14 protein-coding genes and 1 tRNA gene are annotated in these 21,015 nt (G+C 69.1%); 1 reads left to right on the top strand and 14 read right to left on the bottom strand.

The annotated features are described in order from the left end of the window. Positions 1 to 22: 22 nt before the first annotated feature. The 5 genes from ASF76_RS06860 to polA all read right to left on the bottom strand — a co-directional run bounded on the left by ASF76_RS06860 (position 23) and on the right by polA (position 8,056). Positions 23 to 787, bottom strand: coding sequence for an SGNH/GDSL hydrolase family protein (locus ASF76_RS06860; protein ID WP_200936091.1), 765 nt, complete (start codon positions 785 to 787; stop codon positions 23 to 25). Between the two features lie 317 nt (positions 788 to 1,104). Continuing rightward, the gene (locus ASF76_RS06855; protein WP_055954916.1) at positions 1,105 to 2,439 is read right to left on the bottom strand and encodes an MFS transporter; all 1,335 of its coding nucleotides are present in this window, start codon (positions 2,437 to 2,439) and stop codon (positions 1,105 to 1,107) included. After that, on the bottom strand, positions 2,436 to 3,512 hold the full coding sequence (locus ASF76_RS06850; RefSeq protein ID WP_055954912.1) for an LLM class flavin-dependent oxidoreductase: 1,077 nt from the start codon (positions 3,510 to 3,512) through the stop codon (positions 2,436 to 2,438). The genes ASF76_RS06855 and ASF76_RS06850 overlap by 4 nt, the downstream gene beginning before the upstream one ends. Before the next feature lie 98 nt (positions 3,513 to 3,610). Continuing rightward, positions 3,611 to 5,287, bottom strand: coding sequence for a DUF885 domain-containing protein (locus ASF76_RS06845; RefSeq protein ID WP_055954909.1), 1,677 nt, complete (start codon positions 5,285 to 5,287; stop codon positions 3,611 to 3,613). A 132-nt stretch (positions 5,288 to 5,419) separates the two neighbouring features. Next, complete coding sequence (gene polA / locus ASF76_RS06840; protein ID WP_055954906.1) at positions 5,420 to 8,056, bottom strand: DNA polymerase I; 2,637 nt, start codon at positions 8,054 to 8,056, stop codon at positions 5,420 to 5,422. A 72-nt stretch (positions 8,057 to 8,128) separates the two neighbouring features. On the opposite strand from polA, the gene ASF76_RS06835 reads away from it, so the two are divergent. Next, positions 8,129 to 8,560 carry a hotdog fold thioesterase gene (locus tag ASF76_RS06835; RefSeq protein ID WP_055954904.1) on the top strand — a complete coding sequence of 144 codons (432 nt, stop codon included), beginning with the start codon at positions 8,129 to 8,131 and terminating at the stop codon, positions 8,558 to 8,560. 85 nt (positions 8,561 to 8,645) lie between these two features. Here ASF76_RS06835 and ASF76_RS06830 read toward each other — a convergent pair whose 3' ends face one another. The 9 genes from ASF76_RS06830 to trpC all read right to left on the bottom strand — a co-directional run bounded on the left by ASF76_RS06830 (position 8,646) and on the right by trpC (position 21,013). Then, entirely contained in the window at positions 8,646 to 9,266 is a 621-nt protein-coding gene (locus ASF76_RS06830) for an ANTAR domain-containing response regulator (protein WP_055954901.1), read from the bottom strand. Between the two features lie 59 nt (positions 9,267 to 9,325). Beyond that, positions 9,326 to 9,406 (bottom strand) — tRNA-Leu (locus ASF76_RS06825). 75 nt (positions 9,407 to 9,481) lie between these two features. Next, the gene (gene pyk, locus ASF76_RS06820) at positions 9,482 to 10,927 is read right to left on the bottom strand and encodes a pyruvate kinase (RefSeq protein WP_055954898.1); all 1,446 of its coding nucleotides are present in this window, start codon (positions 10,925 to 10,927) and stop codon (positions 9,482 to 9,484) included. A 55-nt stretch (positions 10,928 to 10,982) separates the two neighbouring features. Beyond that, the gene (locus tag ASF76_RS06815) at positions 10,983 to 12,449 is read right to left on the bottom strand and encodes a glutamate synthase subunit beta (protein WP_055954895.1); all 1,467 of its coding nucleotides are present in this window, start codon (positions 12,447 to 12,449) and stop codon (positions 10,983 to 10,985) included. Next, entirely contained in the window at positions 12,442 to 17,019 is a 4,578-nt protein-coding gene (gene gltB / locus ASF76_RS06810) for a glutamate synthase large subunit (protein ID WP_055954892.1), read from the bottom strand. Before gltB ends, ASF76_RS06815 begins: the two co-directional genes overlap by 8 nt. 52 nt (positions 17,020 to 17,071) lie before the next feature. Next, a complete protein-coding gene (gene lgt / locus ASF76_RS06805) occupies positions 17,072 to 18,076 on the bottom strand; it encodes a prolipoprotein diacylglyceryl transferase (RefSeq protein WP_055954888.1) in 1,005 nt (334 codons plus the stop codon). Beyond that, complete coding sequence (gene trpA, locus ASF76_RS06800) at positions 18,073 to 18,879, bottom strand: tryptophan synthase subunit alpha (protein WP_055954884.1); 807 nt, start codon at positions 18,877 to 18,879, stop codon at positions 18,073 to 18,075. Before trpA ends, lgt begins: the two co-directional genes overlap by 4 nt. After that, complete coding sequence (gene trpB, locus ASF76_RS06795) at positions 18,876 to 20,240, bottom strand: tryptophan synthase subunit beta (protein ID WP_055954881.1); 1,365 nt, start codon at positions 20,238 to 20,240, stop codon at positions 18,876 to 18,878. The genes trpA and trpB overlap by 4 nt, the downstream gene beginning before the upstream one ends. Then, complete coding sequence (gene trpC / locus ASF76_RS06790; RefSeq protein ID WP_055954878.1) at positions 20,237 to 21,013, bottom strand: indole-3-glycerol phosphate synthase TrpC; 777 nt, start codon at positions 21,011 to 21,013, stop codon at positions 20,237 to 20,239. Before trpC ends, trpB begins: the two co-directional genes overlap by 4 nt. Between the last annotated feature and the right edge of the window lie 2 nt (positions 21,014 to 21,015).

Here is a 21,015-nt window from a genome sequence, read left to right as displayed (position 1 = left end):
AGGCTCGGGAGGAGGTACTCTCTCAGCCGCCGGGTGTCAGCTCGACCCACGCCCCACCTAACTTCGCCGCGCGGCCGTCGCCCGAGGAGGTGCCCGCGAGACGCCGGCGCACCCACGGTCCGACGTGCTCGCGGTAGTAGGCCGTGCCCTTCAGTCGCTCGATCTCGGGGATCTCGCGCAGACGCCACCACTCCTGCGGCGGGGTGAGCCCGACCGCCTCGATGACACGGGCGGCCACGCGATGGTGTCCGCGGGTGTTCATGTGCAGGCGGTCCACCGACCAGAACTCTCCGCCCGCCAAGTCGCGGTCGAACCAGTTGTAGGCGGTGATGATGTCGGCGCGCGCCTCGAGTCGCTTTTCGACCGCGCTCGACAGCCGATCGCCCCGCGTCTGCAGCACACGCCCGAGCGGCAGGCCCGCCGACGGGTTCGCCCCCGACAGCACGATGAGCTGCACTCCCTCTTCGTCGCAGCGGCGCAGCACGTGCTCGAAGATCCCCACGATGCGTTCGAGGTCGGCGCGCGGGCGCAGCATGTCGTTGCCCCCGCCATTGAACGACAAGTGGGTCGGCTTCAGCGCCAGCGCCGGCTCGAGCTGCTGCTCGACGATCGGCTCGATGAGCTTGCCGCGGATCGCGAGGTTGGCGTACCGGATCGGCTCGCCCACGGCATCCGCCCATCCCTGGGCCGCCAGGTCGGCCCACCCCCGCACGGTGCCGTCGGGCAGTTCGTCGCCGACCCCTTCGGTGAACGAGTCGCCGATCGCGACGTAGCGCACGGATGCCATGCTCCGAGCCTACGCGGGCCCGATCCCTGGTCGAGTGTCCAGGACACGCCGCGCGTGGCACGACGGTGCGGCGTGTTGTGGACGCTCGATGGGGTGGGCGTGCACGCCGGCTCCCCTCGGTTGAGTGTCCAGGACACGCCGCGCGTGCTGCCACGGTGCGGCGTGTTGTGGACGCTCGATGGGGTGGGCGYGCACGCCKGMTCCCCTCGGTTGAGTGTCCAGGACACGCCGGACGCGCCGCGACGGTGCGGCGTGTCGTGGACACTCGACGGAAGAGCGAGACGCGACCGTCGGGCCCGCGATCGCGGACGCAACCGTCACGCCAGCGCACGCCCCCGCTGCTCCCGAAGGAAAAGCGCGGCGACCACCGCGACGGCGAAGAACGCCGCGAACACGACGAACAGAAGCTGCGCCCCGCCGAGGCCCAGCAGCGGTGGCACCGCGAGAGGGGCGATGATCGACGCGATGCGCCCCACCCCGGCGGCCCAGCCGGCCCCGGTCGCGCGCAGCGTCGTGGGATAGGTCTCGGGAGTCGCCGCGTACAGGGCACCCCACGCTCCGAGGTTGAAGAACGACAGCATCATGCCCGTCGCGATCACGGAGAACTCGCCCGACGCGGTCCCGAAGAGCACCGCCGCCACCGCCGAACCGGCGAGGAACGCCGCGAGCGTCGCGCGCCGGCCCCACGCTTCGATGAGCCAGGCGGCTACGGCGTACCCGGGCAGCTGCGCGAGCGTGATGATGAGCGTGAAGCCGAAGGAGCGCACGAGGTCGTAGCCCTGGGCGACGAGGATCGTGGGGATCCAGATGAACGCGCCGTAGTACGAGAAGTTCACGCAGAACCACAACACCCACAGACTCGCCGTGCGGGGGCGGAGCGCCGGTGCCCACAGGTCGCTCACCCTCGGTCGGGCGGCCGGAGCGGATGCCGCGACACCCTCCGTCGACGCCTCAAGGGCCACGCGACCGGCCGCGGCCTCCAGATCGCGCACGATGACGATGGCCTCGGCGTTGCGTCCGCGCGAGGCGAGCCACCGAGGCGACTCGGGAAGGCCCCATCGCACGATGAGCGCGTACACCGCGGGGATCGCCCCGATCGCGAAGGCCCAGCGCCAGCCGTCGGCCGAGGACGGCACGACGAGGTAGCCGATGAGCGCCGCGGCGGTCCACCCCACGGCCCAGAACGCCTCGAGGAACACGATGAGCCGCCCGCGCATGCGCGCCGGGGCGAACTCGCTCACGTACGTGGAAGCGACGGGGAGTTCCGCGCCGAGGCCGAGCCCCACCACGAAGCGCAGCACGAGAAGGGCGGCGAGTCCCCCGACGAGGGCGCTCGCACCCGTCGCGAGACCGTAGACGAGCAGGGTGAGCGCGAAGACGTGGCGGCGACCGAAGCGGTCGGCGAGCAGCCCTCCGACGCTCGCGCCGATGGCCATACCGGCGAATCCGACCGACGCGATCCACGACGCCTCGGTCGGCGCGAGTTGCCACTGCACGCTGAGGGCGGCGATGACGAACGAGATGAGCCCGACGTCCATGGCATCCAGAGCCCAGCCCAGACCCGACCCGCCGAGGATCTTCGCGTGCCGGCGGGTGAACGGCAGCGCATCGAGGCGTTCGGACACCCGGACGGCGTCGGTGCTGGTGGTCACCGGATGCCGGAGACGTCGCTCGTGACGCGCGCGTCGCTGTCGGCGAGCATTTCGTGGACGAGCGGCAGCACCCGCGTGCCATAGAGCTCGATGCTCGACATGAGACGGTCGTGCGAGATGGAGCCGCTGGCGATCTTCATCTGGAAGCGCGTGTTGCCCAGCGCCTGGACCGTGGCGACGATCTTGCGCGCGACGGTCTCGGGCGAGCCGATGTACATCGCCCCCTCGGGGCCGACGTCCTGCTGGAAGCGCAGGCGGTTGTACGCGGGCCACCCGCGCTCGCGACCGATCGTCGTGTTCAGCTCGGCGACGCCCTCGTAGGCTTCGTCCCACGCCTGCTGGTCGGTCTCGGCGATGTGGCCGGGCGAGTGCACCGAGATGGGCAGCTGCGGTCTGCCGAGTTCTTGCAGCGATCGCCGGTAGAGGTCGGCATACGGACGGAACCGTGCCGACGATCCGCCGATGATCGCGAGCACGAGGCCGTACCCGTAGCGCGCAGCGCGCACGACCGACTCCGGGGAGCCGCCGACGCCGACCCAGGCCGTCAGCCCCTTCTCGGTCTTCGGGTACACGTCGGCATCCTGGAGCCCGGCGCGCGTGCGACCCGACCAGGTGACGGGCTTCTCGTCGAGCAGGAGCGAGAACAGCTCGAGCTTCTCCTCGAACAACTGCTCGTAGTCGGCGAGGTCGTAGCCGAACAGCGGGAACGACTCGATGAACGACCCGCGGCCGAGGATCACCTCTGCGCGTCCGTTCGAGACGGCGTCCAGCGTCGCGAAGCGCTCGTACACCCGTACGGGATCATCGCTCGACAGCACCGTCACGGCGGTGCCGAGGTGGATGTTCGTCGTGCGGGCAGCCGCGGCGGCCAGCACGATCTCGGGGCTCGTGACCGCGAAGTCCTTGCGGTGGTGCTCCCCCACCCCGAAGAACGACAGGCCGACCTGATCGGCGAGCACCGCCTGTTCCACGACGTTGCGGATCGTCTGCGCGTCCGATTGCAGCGACCCGTCGGCGCCGCGCGAGATGTCTCCGAAGGTGTCGAGTCCGAGCTCGAGGGGACGGTCGTCCATGGGGTCTCCTTGCATTCGGATGAATGAACTTTACGCGACGGCGGAGTATTCCCCCGCATCACCGAGGGGCGCCACCGAAGCGACGCCCCTCGGGGAGATCAACCGGATGCCAGGGCGGCACGCAGCGTGTCGAGACCGACGCCGCCGATGTCGAGGGCCCGCGTGTGGAACTGCTTCATCGAGAAGTCGGCGCCGCGGCGCTCCTGCTCCTCGTCGCGCACCTGCTCCCAGATGCGCTGGCCCACCTTGTACGAGGGCGCCTGTCCCGGCCAGCCGAGGTAGCGATTGACCTCGAACCGCACGAACTCCTCGCTCATGTTCACGTTCTTGAGCATGAACGCCAGAGCGTAGTCGTGGTCCCAGGTGCCGCTTCCGTCGAGGCGGGGCTTCTGCAGATGCACGCCGATGTCGAGCACCACGCGCGCTGCGCGCATGCGCTGCCCGTCGAGCATGCCGAGGCGGTCGGCGGGATCGTCGAGGTAGCCCAGCTGCTCCATCAGGCGCTCGGCGTACAGCGCCCACCCTTCGGCGTGTCCGCTGGTGCCGGCGAGCAGGCGCCGCCACGAATTCAACTGTGCGCGGTTGTAGACCGCCTGCGCGATCTGCAGGTGATGTCCGGGAACGCCTTCGTGGTACACGGTGGTGAGTTCGCGCCAGGTGTCGAAGGTGTCGACGCCCTCGGGCACCGACCACCACATGCGACCCGGACGCGAGAAGTCGTCAGTCGGTCCGGTGTAGTAGATACCGCCCTCGTTCGTGGGGGCGATCATGCACTCCAGCTGGCGGATGGGCTCGGCGATGTCGAAGTGCGTGCGGCCGAGCTCCTCGACCGCCCTGTCGCTCGTGCGCTGCATCCATTCCTGCAGCGCCTGGGTGCCGCGGAGTTTTCTCGACTCGTCTTTCTCGAGGAACGCGACCGCCTCCTCGACCGTGGCGCCGGGGAGGATCTCGTTCGCGATCGCCTCCTGCTCGGCGACCATGCGTGCAAGTTCTTCGACACCCCAGTCGTAGGTCTCGTCGAGGTCGATCTCGGCCCCCAGGAACCGGCGGGAGTGCAGCGCGTACAGCTCCCGCCCGACGGCGTCCGTGTCACCGGCCACGGGTGCCAGCTCCGACGACAGGGACTTCGCGAGCGAGTCGTAGGCGAGGCGGGCGGCGTTGGCGTTCGTCGAGAGGTCCCGCGCAAGGGATGCCGGCAGCTGGCCCTCTTCGGGGGCGGCGTCGCCGACGAATTCGGCGAAGAACCCGGTGTCGGCGGTGTAGCGGGCGATCTGTGTGACGACCTCGCTCACCTGGCGGCGCGCCGGGACGACCCCCTCGGCGATGCCGCGTCGGAGCGTGGCGACGTAGCCGTCGACGGCGGCGGGAAGGGCGCCCAGGCGTGTGGAGATCGTCGCCCAGTCGTCGACCGTCGCGGTGGGCATGAGGTCGAAGGTCGCGCGGATGTCCTGCGCGGGAGAGGCGATCACGTTCAGGTCCCGCAGGTGCGTCTTGGCCTCGTGCTGCTCGACCATGAGGTCGAGCTCGCGACCCAGATCCATCTTGGTGACGGTGTCGATCGAGTCGACCGCGTCGGCGGCCGCGAGCGCGGCCCGCGTAGACCGCGCCTCAGCGATAAGGGCTTCGGCTCCCTCGGGGCTGTAGTCGCCGAAGCGTCCGTTGTGCTCGAAGCGACCGATGTAGGTCGCCAGCGTCGGCTCGCGCTCTGCCAGGGTGTCCACCCACGCGTCGGCGATCGTGTCGATCGGCGTGGGTGTGCGTTGTGCGTCAGTCATCCTCCGAGCCTAGGCACCTGACGGCGGCGGCGCACACCCCCGGTCGCGAGGACGCGGGAACCCAGGTCGATGACGACGAGGTCGTCGCCCGTGTTCCGCGAGGTCGGCTCGCTGATCCCGGCCGCGAACCGCTCAGTGGCCCGCCTCGTCCCAGTCGCCGCCGCGGCCGATCTGCACGTCGAGCGGCACCGACAGCTCGGCGGCGTCGGCCATGCGCGCCCGCACGATCTGCTCCACGGCATCCCACTCCCCCGTCGCCACCTCGACGACCAGTTCGTCGTGGATCTGCAGCAGCACGCGCGAACGCAGTCGAGCGGATGCCAGGTCATCGCGGATGCGGAACAGTGCGACCTTCATGATGTCGGCGGCACTGCCCTGGATGGGGGCGTTCAGAGCCGCGCGCTCGGCGTTCTCGCGCAGCACGCGGTTCATGCTGGTGAGATCGGGGAACGGGCGGCGGCGGCCGAAGATCGTCTCGGTGTAGCCGTCTTGGCGGGCCTGCTCGACGGAGCCGCGCAGGTAGTCGCGGACCGCGCCGAAACGGGCGAAGTACTCGAGCATGAGCTTCTTCGCCTCGGACTGCTCGATGCGCAACTGCTTCGACAGCCCGAACGCCGACAGGCCGTACACGAGGCCGTACGACATCGCTTTGACCTTCGTGCGCATCGCCGGGGTGACGTCGGCAGGCTCGACGCCGAAGACGCGCGCGCCGACGAACCGGTGCAGGTCTTCACCCGAGTTGAACGCCTCGATGAGCCCGGGGTCGCCCGACAGGTGCGCCATGATGCGCATCTCGATCTGCGAGTAGTCGGCCGTCAGCAACGTCTCGTAGCCCTCGCCGACCTCGAAGGCGGCGCGGATGCGACGACTCTCCTCGGTGCGGATGGGGATGTTCTGCAGGTTCGGGTCGGTGCTCGACAGGCGTCCGGTCTGGCTCCCGGTCTGCACGTAAGTGGTGTGGATGCGCCCGTCGGCACCCGTCGCAGTGTCGAGGGCGTCGATGATCTGCTTCAGCTTCGTCGCCTCGCGGTGACGCAGCAGCAGGTCGAGGAAGGGGTGGTCGGCGCTCTCTTGCAGGTCGGCGAGGGCGGCGGCATCCGTGGTGTAGCCGCTCTTGGTCTTACGCGTCTTGGGGAGTTGCAGTTCGTCGAACAGCACCTCCTGCAGCTGCTTGGGGGAACCGAGGTTCACCTCGTGTCCGATCGCCGCGTACGCGTCGCGGGCGAGCGCGTCGGCGCGAGCGCCGAGCTCGGACGAGAATCCCGCCAGCTTGTCGTGCGAAACGGCGACGCCGGCGAGCTCCATGTCTGCCAGCGCGGTGAGCGTCGGCATCTCGATGTCGTCGAGCACCTCGGCCACGCGCTCCGGCATCTCGGCGCGCTGCACCTCGGCCACGCGCCGCGTGAACCACGACAACTGGCCGGGGGTGGCGCCCTCGGTCTCGGGCACGAGCTGCGTCGGGTCGGCGACGGGAAGCTTTTCGTCGAGGGCGCGCTCGACGAGGTCGGCGAGCGTCTTGTCGGGGAAGCTCGGGCGCACCAGCCACCCGGCCAGGATCACGTCGAACGCGACCCCGCCGACCTCGACGCCCTCGCGGGCCAGCGCCTTGACCTGCGGCTTGGCGTCGGCGAACACCTTCGGGGCATCGGATGCCAGCCACGCGGCCAGCGCGTCGCGCACCGCCGGGGTCCAGTCGGCCTCGACCGCGGCCGACGCCGAGGCGAGCCCGATCTGCACGGGGACGCTGCCCGCGAGGGTCACGGTGACGCCGACCGAGCCCTCTGCGGATGCCACCCAGGCGGCGAGGGCGTCGGCGTCGAGGCGCGACGGAGTGGGGGCGGTGGCGGTCGGTCGTGCCTCTTCGGCAACGCCCATGTCAGCGCCGAACGCGTCGAAAACCCGGGGCAGCAGGGTGCGGAACTCCAGGCGCGCGAAGATGTCGCGCACGGCCTGCGCGTCGAGCGGCTTCACGGCCAGGTCGCCGGGTCCGACGGGTAGCTCGACGTCGCGCAGCAGGCGGTTCAGCGTGCGATTGCGCCGAACGCCGTCGAGGTGCTCGCGAAGGTTGTTGCCGACCACGCCCGTGATCTTGTCGGCGTTGTCGAGCAGCGCCTCCAGCGAGCCCCACTGCGTCAGCCATTTGACCGCGGTCTTCTCGCCGACCTTGGGCACGCCGGGCAGGTTGTCGCTCGTCTCGCCGACGAGCGCCGCGATCTCGGGATACTGGGCGGGCGGGAGCCCGTACTTCTCGACCACGGCGTCGGTGTCGTAGCGCTTGAGCTGCGACACGCCCTGCACGTTGGGGTAGAGCAGCGTGATGTCGTCGGTGACGAGCTGGATCGTGTCGCGGTCACCGGAGCACACCAGCACGGTGAACCCTTGCTCTTCGCCCTTGGTGGCGAGGGTGGCGAGGATGTCGTCGGCCTCGAAGTCTTCTTTTTTTAGCACCGGCACGCCCATCGCCTCGAGGCAGTCCTGCAACAGCGGGATCTGGCCTTTGAACTCGGACGGCGACTCGCTGCGGTTGGCCTTGTATTCGGCGTACTCGCGAGTGCGGAACGACTGCCGCGACGTGTCGAACGCGACCGCCAGGTGGGTCGGTTTCTCAGCCTTGACGAGGTTCACGAACATCGACAAGAAGCCGTAGATGCCGTTGGTGTGCTGGCCGTCCTTCGTCGAGAAGTTGTCGACCGGCAGGGCGTAGAACGCCCGGTACGCCAGCGAATGGCCGTCGACGACGAGGAGAGTAGGCTTTTCGGCATCCGTCACCCCTCCAGCGTAACGAGAACCACGGACACTCCCCCGGCCCCGCCCGAACAGGGCGACGACAGGAAGGCGACGATGACGTCGACGACAGGCGACACCACCTCCGGCCTCGACTGGGCGAAGATGCGCGGAATGGGCGCCCTCGCCGAGAAGATGGGCATCGAATGGGTTGAGTTCACCGTCGAGCGGTGCGTTGCGACCATGCCGGTCGAGGGCAACACCCAGCCGGTCGGCCTGCTGCACGGCGGGGCCTATGTGGTGCTCGGTGAGTCACTCGGGTCGATGGCGGCCAACCTGCATGCCGGCGCCGGACGCCTCGCCGTCGGCGTCGACATCAACGCCACGCACACGCGGTCCGCGACGTCGGGTGTCGTGACCGGGGTCTGCACGCCCATCCACCTCGGCCGCTCGCTGACGGTGCACGAGATCGCGGTGACCGACGAACAGGGCCGCCGCTGCTCGACCGTGCGCATCACGAACATGATCAAGGACGCACCGCAGCGCTGACTGACCCCTCGGCGGGTTCAGCCTCCTCTTCCGGAAACGCGAAATGGATGCCACCGCGGTGGCATCCATTCGGCGAATCGTCTCGTCAGGCCTTCTTGGGGGCCAGCTGCTCGATGATCGCCTTCGCGACGTCTTGCATGGTGAGGCGGCGGTCCATCGAGGCCTTCTGGATCCAGCGGAACGCCTCGGGCTCGCTGAGGCCCATCTTCTCGTTGAGCAGGCCCTTGGCGCGGTCGACGAGCTTGCGGGTCTCGAAGCGCTCGACCATGTCGGCGACCTCGGCCTCGAGCGTGATGATCTGCTCGTAGCGAGCCAGGGCGATCTCGATAGCCGGCAGGAGGTCGTTGGGCGTGAAGGGCTTGACGACGTAGGCCAGGGCACCGGCCTCGCTCGCGCGTTCCACGAGCTCCTTCTGGCTGAAGGCCGTCAGCAGAACGACGGGGGCGATGTGGTTCTTGCTCAGCTTCTCGGCGGCGCTGATGCCGTCGAGTTGCGGCATCTTGACGTCCATGATGACGAGGTCGGGACGCAGCTCGGTCGCCAGCTGCACAGCGGTCTCACCGTCGCCGGCCTCTCCGACGACGTCGTAGCCGTTGTCGCGGAGGATCTCGACGATGTCGAGGCGGATGAGCGACTCGTCTTCCGCCACGACGACGCGACGGGGAGCCGCGGGTGCGCTGCCGGTAACGGCTTCTTGATCAGTCACGGAACCATCCTAAGTCTGGAAGGGCGCCTAGCCCTGGATCGCACGGGATGCTGTACGGGTACCGGTGGTGGGACTCGAACCCACACGTCTTTCGACAGAGCATTTTGAGTGCCCCGCGTCTGCCATTCCGCCACACCGGCAAGTGTTGCGCTCCCAACCTAGCGGGCGGGAGCGCGACGACGCGCGCCGGATGCACCGGCGCGCGTCGTCTGGGCTCAGACTTCCTGGTACCCGGGGGCTGCGCCGTGAACGGCGTCGCCCACGCGGTGCACCCGCAGGTCGTTCGTCGACCCGGCGATTCCGGGAGGGGAACCGGAGATGACCACGACCTTGTCGCCGACCTTGGCCAGGTCGTGCGAGAGCAGGTAGTCGTCGACCTGCAGGAACATCTTGTCGGTGTGCGACACGTGCTCCACCAGCGTCGAGCGCACGCCCCACGTCAGCGCCAGGCGACGACGGATGCCGGGCTCGGGCGTGAACGCGATCATCGGGATGGTCGAACGCAGGCGCGACATACGGCGGGCCGAGTCACCCGACTCGGTGAAGACGCACAGGTACTTCGCCTCGACGAAGTCGGCGACCTCGACCGCGGCGAGCGTGATGGCGCCACCCTGGGTGCGGGGCTTGTTGGTCAGGGGCGCGATGCGGTCCAGACCGTGCTCCTCGGTGGACTCCACGATGCGGGCCATCGTCTCGACGACCACCACCGGGAAGTCGCCGACGCTGGTCTCGCCCGAGAGCATGACCGCGTCCGCGCCGTCGAGCACGGCGTTGGCGACGTCGGAGGTCTCGGCGCGCGTGGGCACGGGGTTGTTGATCATCGACTCGAGCATCTGCGTCGCGACGATGACGGGCTTCGCCATACGGCGGGCCAGCTCGACGGCGCGCTTCTGCACGATCGGCACGGCCTCGAGCGGCAGCTCGACGCCCAGGTCGCCACGGGCGACCATGATGGCGTCGAACGCGTCGATGATCTCTTCGAGGTTGTCGACCGCCTGCGGCTTCTCGATCTTGGCGATGACGGGCACGTAGCGTCCCTCTTCGGCCATGATCTCGTGCACACGCACGATGTCGGAGGCGTCGCGCACGAACGACAGCGCGATGAGGTCGGCTCCGGCCTTGAGGCCCCAGCGGAGGTCGGCTTCGTCCTTCTCGCTCAGTGCGGGGACGTTGACGGCGACGCCGGGCAGGTTGATGCCCTTGTTGTTCGACACGGGGCCGCCGACGATAACCTCGGTGGTCACGACGGTGCCGTCGGTCTCGACGACGCGCACGCGCACCTTGCCGTCGTCGATCAGCAGGAAATCACCGGGCTTGACGTCGTGGGGCAGCCCCTTGAACGTGGTGCCGACGATCTCTTTGGTGCCGAGGATGTCTTCGATGGTGATCTTGAAGATGTCGCCGGGCAGCAGGTCGTGGGGGCCGTTCTCGAACTTGCCGAGGCGGATCTTGGGGCCCTGCAGGTCGACGAGGGCGGCGACCGGGCGGCCGGCGTCTTCTGCGGCCTTGCGCACATTGGCGAAGTTGGCGTCGTGCACGGAGTAATCTCCGTGGCTCAGGTTGAGGCGGGCGACGTCCACCCCGGCGTCGATGATGGCGCGAACCATCTCATACGACGACGTGGCGGGCCCGAGTGTTGCGACGATCTTGGCGCGTCTCATCCGTTTTCAAGCTCCGTGAGGATTTTCGGGAAGTGGCCGATCGGCCCTTGCCAGCTTAGGCGGGCAGGAGGCCGATGGCGACATCGGTGGGGCGCACCGGTGCGGGCAGCACCGTCTCGCCCATGAGGAACGTGTCGACCTCGGCGGCGGCCGCGCGGCCCTCGGCGATGGCCCACACGATGAGGGACTGTCCGCGGCCGGCGTCACCGGCGACGAACACGCCCGGCGTGGTCGTGGCGTACGTGGCGTCGCGCTCGATGTTGCCGCGCCCGGTGAACTGCGTGCCGAGCTGGTCTTCGAGATGCTCGCGCTCGGGACCGGTGAAGCCCATCGCGATGAGCACCAGGTCGGCCGGGATCTCGCGCTCGGTGCCGCTCTTGGGCACGCGGCGGCCGTCGAGGTACTCGGTCTCGGCGACGCGCAGGGCGCGCACCTCGCCCGCGGCATTGCCGAGGAACTCCACGGTGGAGGCGAGGAACGAACGTTCCCCGCCCTCTTCGTGGGCCGAGGCCATCTCGAACAGGTTCGGCATCATCGGCCAGGGCTGCTCGGAGGGACGCTCCGACGGCGGCTGCTTGCCGATCGCGAGGTTCGTCACACTCAGCGCACCTTGGCGGTGCGCCGTGCCGATGCAGTCGGCTCCGGTGTCGCCACCGCCGATGACGACGACGTGCTTGCCCGAGGCACTGATCTGCTGGGGGACCTGATCGCCCGCGACCGCCTTGTTGCCCTCGATGAGGTACTCCATGGCGTAGTGGACGCCGTCGAGGTCGCGACCCGGGATGGCGAGGTCGCGCGGAACGGTGGCGCCGGTGGCCACCACGACGGCGTCGTAGCGCGCCCGCAGGTCGCTCCACGAGATGTCTTTGCCGATCTCGACGCCCGCGCGGAAGCGCGTGCCCTCCGCCTGCATCTGGCGCAGGCGCAGCTCGAGGTGGCGCTTCTCCATCTTGAAGTCGGGGATGCCGTAGCGCATGAGGCCGCCGATGCGGTCGTCGCGCTCGAACACCGCCACCGTGTGGCCGGCGCGCGTGAGCTGCTGGGCGGCCGCGAGTCCGGCGGGACCGGAGCCCACGACGGCGACGGTCTTGCCGGTCAGGCGCTCCGGCGGCTCGGGCTCGACCCACCCGTTGGCGAAGGCCTCGTCGATGATCGAGACCTCGACCTGCTTGATCGTCACGGCCGGCTGGTTGATGCCGAGCACGCACGAGCTCTCGCAGGGCGCGGGGCACAGGCGACCAGTGAACTCCGGGAAATTGTTCGTCGCGTGCAGACGCTCGATCGCGGCCCGCCCCTCACCACGCCAGGTCAGGTCGTTCCACTCCGGGATGAGGTTGCCCAGCGGGCACCCCTTGTGGCAGAACGGGATACCGCAATCCATGCAACGACCGGCCTGGCGGCGGATGACGGCCGAATCGCCCGGCTCGTACACCTCTTTCCAGTCCATGATGCGCACGGGCACCGGTCGACGCTTCGGGAGCTCGCGCTCCGTGGTCTTGAGAAAGCCCTTCGGGTCAGCCACCCGTCACCTCCAGAATGCGCTTCCAGACGACGTCGCCGTCGGGGTCGAGCCCCTCCGACATCGCCTCCTGGCGGGTCTGCAGTACCGCGGCGTAGTCGCGTGGCAGCACCCGGACGAAGTTGTCCACCTCGGTCTCGAAGTCGTCGAGCAGACGACGGCCGAGGGTGGAATCGGTCTCCGCGACGTGCTTTGCGAGCAGGTCGCGGAGGATCTCGGCATCCCCGGATCCGAGGGGGCCGAGTTCGAGCTCGCCGGATGCCATGGCATCGCGGTTCACGAGATCGCGATCGAGCTGGTAGACGTAGGCCTGGCCACCCGACATACCGGCACCGAGGTTGCGACCCGTCGCGCCGAGGATGACGGCGAGACCACCGGTCATGTACTCGAGCGCGTGGTCGCCCACGCCCTCGACGACCGCCGTGGCGCCGGAGTTGCGCACGAGGAAGCGCTCCCCCACGACGCCGTTCAGGAACATCTGCCCCTGCGTGGCCCCGTAGCCGATGACGTTGCCGGCGATGACGTTCTCGGATGCCGCGAACGACGACCCGCGCGGCGGGCGCACCACGATCGTGCCGCCCGAGAGGCCCTTGCCGACGTAGTCGTTCGAGTCGCCCTCGAGGCGCAGCGTGATGCCCGCGGGCATGAACGCACCGAAAGACTGTCCGGCGGAGCCGGTCAGGCGCACGTCGATCGAGTTCTCGGGCAGGCCGTGCTCGCCCCGTGCCTTGGTGACGTGGTGACCGAGCATGGTTCCGACCGCACGGGCGGTGTTGCGGATGGGCAGGTCGACCGTTAGCTGGCCGCCGTGCGCGATGACATCCTGGGCGCGCTCGATGAGCTGCACGTCGAAGTGGTCTTCGAGCTCGTGGTTCTGGTTGCGGCCGTGGCGTCGCGGCTCGTCGTCGGCGAAGCGGGGTCCTTCGAGGATCGGTGCGAGGTTGAGCCCGCGCGCCTTCCAGTGCTGGATCGCCTCGTTGGCGTCGAGCAACTCCGCGTGACCGACGATCTCGTCGATCGAGCGGTAGCCGAGGGCGGCGAGGTACTCGCGCACCTCCTGCGCGATGAACTCCATGAAGGTGACGATGTACTCGGCCTTGCCGGTGAAGCGCTGACGCAGCACGGGGTTCTGCGTCGCGACGCCCACGGGGCACGTGTCGAGGTGACAGACGCGCATCATGATGCAGCCCGAGACCACCAGCGGGGCGGTGGCGAAACCGAACTCCTCGGCTCCGAGCAGCGCGCCGATGATGACGTCGCGACCGGTCTTCATCTGACCGTCGACCTGCACCACCACGCGGTCGCGCATGCCGTTGAGCATGAGCGTCTGCTGCGTCTCGGCGAGGCCCAGCTCCCACGGGGTGCCCGCGTGCTTGAGCGAGTTCATCGGGCTCGCGCCCGTGCCGCCGTCTTGACCGGAGACCAGGATGACGTCGCTCAGCGCCTTGGCGACACCCGCGGCGACCGCGCCGATACCCGACTGACTCACCAGCTTGGTGTGGATGCGGGCCGAGGGGTTGGCGCGCTTGAGGTCGAAGATGAGCTGCTTGAGGTCTTCGATCGAGTAGATGTCGTGGTGCGGCGGCGGCGAGATCAGGCCGACGCCCGCGGTCGCGTGACGCGTGCGCGCCACCCACGGGTACACCTTGGTCGGGGGCAGCTGACCGCCCTCGCCGGGCTTGGCGCCCTGGGCGAGTTTGATCTGGATGTCGTCGGCCTCGGTGAGGTAGAGGCTCGTCACACCGAACCGACCGGACGCCACCTGCTTGATGGCGCTGCGACGGGTGGGGTCGAGCAGACGGTCGACGTCTTCTCCGCCCTCACCGGTGTTGCTCTTGCCGCCGATCTGGTTCATCGCCACCGCGAGCACTTCGTGCGCCTCTTTCGAGATCGAGCCGTAGCTCATCGCACCGGTCGAGAAGCGCTTGACGATGGCCGAGACCGGCTCGACCTCGTCGATCGGCACGGCGGGGCGGGTGCCCGTACGCAGGCCGAACAGGCCGCGCAGTGTCTTCAGTTCGTGCGCCTGGTCGTCGATGAGCTGCGTGTACTCACGGAAGATGTCGTACCGGCGCTCGCGCGTGGCGTGCTGCAGACGGAAAACCGTGTCGGGGTTGAACAAGTGCGGGGCGCCGTCGCGGCGCCACTGGTACTCGCCACCGGTCCACAGGCGCTCGTGCGCCCGGGCCGCGGCATCCTGGGGGTAGGCGTACTCGTGACGTGCGGCGTTCTCGGCGGCGATGATGTCGAGCCCGACACCACCGAGCTTGGATTCGGTGCCGGTGAAGTAGGCCTCGACGAAGTCGCGCGACAGACCGACGGCCTCGAACACCTGGGCGCCGGCGTACGACGACACGGTCGAGATACCCATCTTCGACATGATCTTCAGCACGCCCTTGCCGAGCGCGTAGATCAGGTTCTTGACGGCCTTTTCGGGCGTGACGTCGTTGATGAAGCCGGCGCGTACGAGGTACTCGACGGTCTCCATCGCGAGGTACGGATTGACCGCCGAGGCCCCGTACCCGATGAGGGTGGCGACGTGGTGCACTTCGCGCACGTCGCCCGCCTCGACCACGAGGCCGACCTTCATGCGGGTCTCTTTGCGGATGAGGTGGTGGTGCACCGCCGCGAGCATGAGCAGCGACGGGATCGGCGCCAGGTCTTTGTTGGAGTCGCGGTCGCTGAGCACGATGAACTCGGCGCCGTCTTCAATGGCCGCGTCGACCTCGGAGCACATCTGCACGAGACGCTTCTGCAGCCCCTTGTGACCGGCTTCGACGCGGTACAGGCCACGCACCGTCACAGACGACCGGCCCGGGAGCGCGGTGTCTATGTGCTGGATCTTGGCGAGCTCGTCGTTGTCGATCACGGGGAAGTCGAGCGTCACCGTGCGGGTGTGGTCGGGTCCCCAGTCGAGGAGGTTGCGCTCAGGACCGAGGCCCAGCGAGAGCGAGGTGACGACCTCTTCGCGGATGGAGTCCAGCGGAGGGTTGGTCACCTGCGCGAACTGCTGCGAGAAGTAGTCGAACAGCAGGCGGGGGCGGTCGCTCAGCACGGCGACGGGTGCGTCGCTGCCCATGGCGCCGAGCGGCTCGGCACCGCCCTGACCCATGGGGGTGAGCAGGATGCGCACCTCTTCTTCGGTGTAGCCGAAGGTGCGCTGGCGGCGGGTGATCGAGGCGATGGGGTGCACGATGTGCTCGCGCTCGGGCAGCTCGCTGAGCTTCACGCGACCCTTGTCGACCCACTCGCCCCACGGCTGCAGGGCGGCGAGGTCGGCCTTGATCTCTTCGTCTTCGACGATGCGGCGCTGGGCCGTGTCGACGAGGAACATGCGGCCCGGCTGCAGGCGACCGCGGCGCTTGATGCGTTCGGGCGCGAAGTCGAGCACACCGGTCTCGGAACCGATGACGACGAGGCCGTCGGTGGTCTCGGTCCAGCGCCCGGGGCGCAGGCCGTTGCGGTCGAGGGTGGCGCCGACGAGCGTGCCGTCGGTGAAGATCAGGGCGGCGGGGCCGTCCCACGGCTCCATCTGCATGGAGTGATAGTCGTAGAAGGCGCGCAGGGCGGGGTCGATCGTCGCCTGCTTCTCGTACGCCTCGGGGACCATCATCATGATCGCGTGCGGGAGGCTCCGGCCGGTGAGGGTGAGGAGCTCGAGCACCTCGTCGAAGGATGCCGAGTCGCTGGCGCCCTCGGTGCAGATCGGCAGAAGCGGACGCACGTCGCCGATCAGCTGGGACTCCAGCTGCGACTGGCGGGCGCGCATCCAGTTGCGGTTGCCCTTGACGGTGTTGATCTCGCCGTTGTGCGCGAGCATGCGCAGCGGCTGGGCGAGGGGCCACGACGGGAACGTGTTGGTCGAGTAGCGCGAGTGCACCACGGCCAGTTCGGAGGTGAAACGCTCATCCGACAGGTCGGGGTAGAACGGCTCGAGCTGGAGGGTCGTGACCATGCCCTTGTAGCCGAGCGTGCGGCTCGACAGCGAGACGAAGTAGGCGTCGATCTCGTGACGCGCGCGCTTGCGCAGGCGGTACACGCGGCGGTCGAGCGCGATGCCCGACAGTGCCGGCTGGTCGCCCACGGCCGGGCGTGCGACGAACAGCTGCTCGAACGCGGGCCGCGCCTCGTAGGCCAGCTTGCCGAGGTTCTCGTGCTCGACGGGCACCTCGCGCCAGCCGAGCACCTCGAGGTTCTCGTGTCGTGCGATCTCTTCGATGCCCGCCTTCATCGCGGCGCGTTCGTCGTGACCGAGCGGCAGGAACACCATGCCGGCGGCGTACTCCCCCACCGGGGGCAGGGTGAAGTCGACGACGGCGCGGAGGAACGCGTCGGGCATCTGCGTCAGGATGCCGGCGCCGTCGCCGGTGCCCGCGTCGGAGCCGATGGCGCCGCGGTGCTCGAGGTTACGCAGCGCCGTCAGCGCCAGGTCGATGATGTCGTGACCCGCTTCGCCGCGGAGAGTGGCGACCATGGCGAGGCCACAGGCGTCTTTCTCGAACGACGGGTCGTACATTCCCTGTCGGGCCGGGAATGAGCCTCCGACGGTGTCGGAACGCAGACTGGAAGCCATTTCAACCGTCCTCACGTTGATGCTTCGGATGGGACGACGTCGGCCCAGAGTGTTAGTTCGTGGCGGGGCTGCTTGTGGCGCTGGTGCCGACGGTGTCGCTCGTCGCGGGCGGCTCGCTCACGTCGACGAAGTCAGAGGGGTCGCCTGAGTCTACAGCCCCAGGAGCCTTGCCCTCGCGACCGGGCACGTACGGCGACGGCTCGAGACCGAGGTGACGACGGGACTGCACGACGAAGATCACAATGCCCAGGAGTACGCCGAAGATGGCCGCCCAGACGTTGGTGCGCAGGCCCAGGATGATGTCGCTGGGGTCGATACGGATGGATTCCCAGACGATACGGCCCGCCGAGTACCACACGAGGTAGATCGCGAACTGCTTGCCCCACTGCAGCCCGAAGCGCTTGCCGGCCCACAGGATGACGGCGGCGCCGAGCAGGTTCCAGATGACCTCGTAGAGGAAGGTCGGCTGGAAAAGAGTGCCGGATGGCAGCCCGACGGGGATGGCCGGGTTGCCGGCGGCGATCTCGAGGCCCCAGGGCAGGTCGGTGGGCTGGCCGAAGAGCTCCTGGTTGAACCAGTTGCCGAAGCGGCCCATGGCCTGCGCGATGATGAGGCCCGGTGCGACGGCGTCGGCGAAGGTCCAGAACCGGATGCCGGTCCACTTGCATCCGAGGATCGCGCCGATTGCGCCACCGATCAGCGCGCCGTAGATGGCGATGCCACCCTCCCAGATCGCCCACACGGAGCCCGGCTGGGTGATGTTCCAGGGGTTGGATCCCGGACCGAAGTAGAAACCAAGGTGCGTGACGACGTGGTAGATGCGCGCCACGATGATGGCGAGCGGCACCGCCAGCAGGCAGATGTCGATGACGACCCACTTCTCAGCCCCCCGACGCGTCAGACGCGCGTTCGTCAGGAAGACCGCCACGATGATGCCCGCGATGATGCAGAGCGCGTAGAAGTGGATGCGGAGCGGACCGAGATCGACGTAGGAGATCGTCGGGCTCGGGATGCTGGCGAGCGCGCCGGAGGCGGCGCTCGAGAGGGCGAACGTCATGCGAACGAGTCTAAGGCGCGCCGCGTCGTGCCCGCGGACAGCTCCCGCGCGAGGTCCGACAGCCCCTCGACGCCGCCGTCGCGCAGCGCCTTGACCAGTGCGGTACCGACGATCGCGCCGTCGGCGTAGTCGACGACGCCCGCGACCTGCTCGGCATTGGAGATGCCGATACCCACGCACGCGTGCTCTGCGCCGAAGCTGCGCAGACGCCCGACGAGCGTGCGCGCTGCGGCATCCAGCTGCGTGCGCTCCCCCGTGATGCCCATGGTCGACACGGTGTAGACGAAGCCCGTGGAGGCCTCGACGATCATCTGCAGGCGCTCGTCCGACGAGGTGGGAGCGGCGAGGAACACGCGGTCGAGACCCGTTCGTTCGCTCGCGGCGATCCATGCGGCGCCGGCATCGGGTGTGATGTCGGGGGTGATGAGACCCGCGCCGCCTGCGGCGACGAGCTCGTCGGCGTACCGGTCGACGCCGTACTGCTCGACGAGGTTCCAGTACGTCATCACCAGGACCGGCACATCCGTGCGCGCCGTGACCTCGCGGATGATCGTGAACAGGTCGCTCATGCGGAAGCCGTTGGCGAGCGCCGTCTGCGTGGCCTCCTGGATGACCAGACCGTCCATCACCGGGTCGCTGTACGGCGGGCCGAGTTCGATCACGTCGGCACCGGCCTCGGCCAGGGCGACGGCGGCGTCGATGCTCGTCTGCACATCGGGGAAGCCGGCGGGCAGGTATCCCACGAACGCGCCGCGGCCCTCTGCGCGCGCGGCGTCGATGGCGGCGGAGACGCGCGAGGTCACAGCTCGACCCCCGCACCGCTCGCGGCGTCGGGCGCGGCTGTCACATCGACCGGTGAGCCGGGTGCGGATGCCACGGCCTCGGCCGCGCGCGTCTGCGCGGGGCCGTCCGTCTCCTCCGACGCGTGCTCGGCGTCATAGAGGTCGAAGTAGCGAGCCGCGGTGTCCATGTCTTTGTCGCCGCGACCCGAGAGGTTGATGGCGATGACGGCATCCGGACCCATCTCCCGTCCGACGCGGAGGGCGCCGGCCAGGGCGTGGGCCGATTCGATCGCGGGGATGATGCCCTCGGTGCGCGACAGCAGGCGCAGGGCCTGCATCGCCTCGTCGTCGGTGGCCGGGATGTACTTCGCGCGACCCAGGTCGGCGAGCCACGCATGCTCGGGGCCGACGCCCGGGTAGTCGAGGCCCGCCGAGATCGAGTGGGATTCGGTGGTCTGACCGTCTTCGTCCTGCAGCACGTACGTGCGGGCGCCGTGCAGCACACCGGGGCGGCCGCGACCGATGGATGCCGCGTGCTTGGGGGTGTCGACGCCGTCGCCGGCGGCCTCGACGCCGTAGAGCGCGACGCCTTCGTCGTCGAGGAACGCATCGAACATGCCGATGGCGTTGGAGCCGCCGCCGACGCACGCGAACACGGCATCCGGGAGGCGGCCGAGGCGTTCGAGGAACTCCGCGCGTGTCTCTTCGCCGATGATCTTCTGGAAATCGCGCACCATGGCCGGGAACGGGTGGGGGCCCGCGGCCGTGCCGAAGATGTAGTTGGTCGTCTCGACCGAGGCGACCCAGTCGCGGTACGCCTCGTTGATCGCGTCCTTGAGGGTGCGGGAGCCGGTCGTGACGGGCACGACCTCGGCGCCCAGCAGACGCATGCGCGCGACGTTGAGCGCCTGGCGCTCGGTGTCGACCTCGCCCATGTAGACCACGCAGTCGAGGCCGAAGAGCGCCGCCGCGGTGGCCGTGGCCACGCCGTGCTGGCCCGCGCCGGTCTCGGCGATCACGCGCGTCTTGCCCAAGCGCTTGGTGAGCAGCGCCTGGCCGAGCACGTTGTTGATCTTGTGCGAGCCGGTGTGGTTCAGGTCTTCGCGCTTGAGGAACACCCGGGCGCCGCCCGCGTGCTCGGCGAATCGCGGCACCTCGGTGAGCACCGAGGGGCGGCCCGCGTAGTCGTGGAGCAGGGCGCGCAGCTCGGCGTGGAAGGTCGGGTCGGCCATCGCGGATTCGTAGACCTCGGTGAGCTCGTCGATCGCGGCGATCAGCGACTCGGGCATGTAGCGGCCGCCGAAGTCGCCGAAGAACGGCCCCTTCTGGTCGCGAAGGCTCGCGGGCCGGTCGCCCTGTGCGTGGTCACTGAGGGTGGTCATGAGGTCTCCTGGAGGAACGCACGGAGGGTGGCGACGGGGTCGCCGGTCACGAGGGCCTCGCCCACCAGCACCACATCGGCGCCCGCGGCTCGGTAGTGGGCGACGTCGGCGGGCGCGAGCACCGCGGATTCGGCGATCTTGACCGTGTCGGAGGGGAAGCGGTCGGCGAGCGAGCCGAACAGATCGCGGTCGAGCTCGAACGTCGAGAGATTGCGGGCGTTGACGCCGATGAGCTTCGCGCCGATGTCGGCGGCGCGTTCGAGTTCTTCCGCCGAATGCGTCTCGACGAGGGCGGTCATTCCGAGCTCGTTGGTCAGCGCGAACAGCTCCGAGAGCGTCTTCTGGTCGAGGGCGGCGACGATCAGCAACACGAGGTCGGCGCCGGATGCACGCGCTTCGAGCACCTGGTAGGGCGTCGCCAAGAAGTCCTTGCGCAGTACCGGCACGCCCACGGCGGCGCGCACGGCCTCGAGGTCGGCCAGACTGCCCTTGAACTTGCGCCCCTCGGTGAGCACCGAGATGGCCGACGCTCCGCCTTCTTCGTACAGGCGCGCCTGGCGTGCCGGGTCGGGGATGGCGGCGAGGTCGCCGCGCGAGGGGCTCGCACGCTTGACCTCGGCGATGATCTTCACCCGGTCTGCGGGGGCGAGCATCGCCAGGGCGTCGAGTGCCGGCGACTGTGCGAGGGCGTCGCGTTCGACGTCGGCGAGCGAACGCGACGCGGCGCGCTGCTCGGCATCTTGAACCGCTCCGGCCGTGAGATCGGCCAGCACGG

The organism is Microbacterium sp. Leaf151, assembly GCF_001424225.1.
Taxonomy (GTDB): Bacteria; Actinomycetota; Actinomycetes; order Actinomycetales; family Microbacteriaceae; genus Microbacterium.
This window is presented reverse-complemented; position numbering and strand designations above follow the sequence as displayed.